Raw genomic sequence first — 238 nt, forward strand, 5'->3', positions numbered from 1 at the left:
GTCCTGGGCAAAGGCGGTGGCGATGAAGGCGGAGACGACGCGCCGGCCGCTCTTGCCGGCATGGGCCAGCGCGTTGCGCATGAAGTGCACGCGCCAGCGCTGCCAACTGGCGTTGAGCACCTTGGCCACGGTGGCCTTGATGCCTTCGTGGGCGTCGGAGACGACGAGCTTAACGCCGCGCAGGCCGCGGCGGGCGAGCTTGCGCAGGAACGCCGTCCAGAACGTCTCGGCCTCGGAC

1 protein-coding gene is annotated in these 238 nt (G+C 70.2%); it reads right to left on the reverse strand.

All coding sequences use genetic code 11. The features are described 5' to 3' along the window. Positions 1 to 238: transposase (locus XH84_RS31725; RefSeq protein WP_208757117.1), on the reverse strand; the 238-nt coding region annotated here is incomplete at both ends.

The organism is Bradyrhizobium nanningense (genome assembly GCF_004114535.1).
Lineage (GTDB): Bacteria > Pseudomonadota > Alphaproteobacteria > Rhizobiales > Xanthobacteraceae > Bradyrhizobium > Bradyrhizobium nanningense.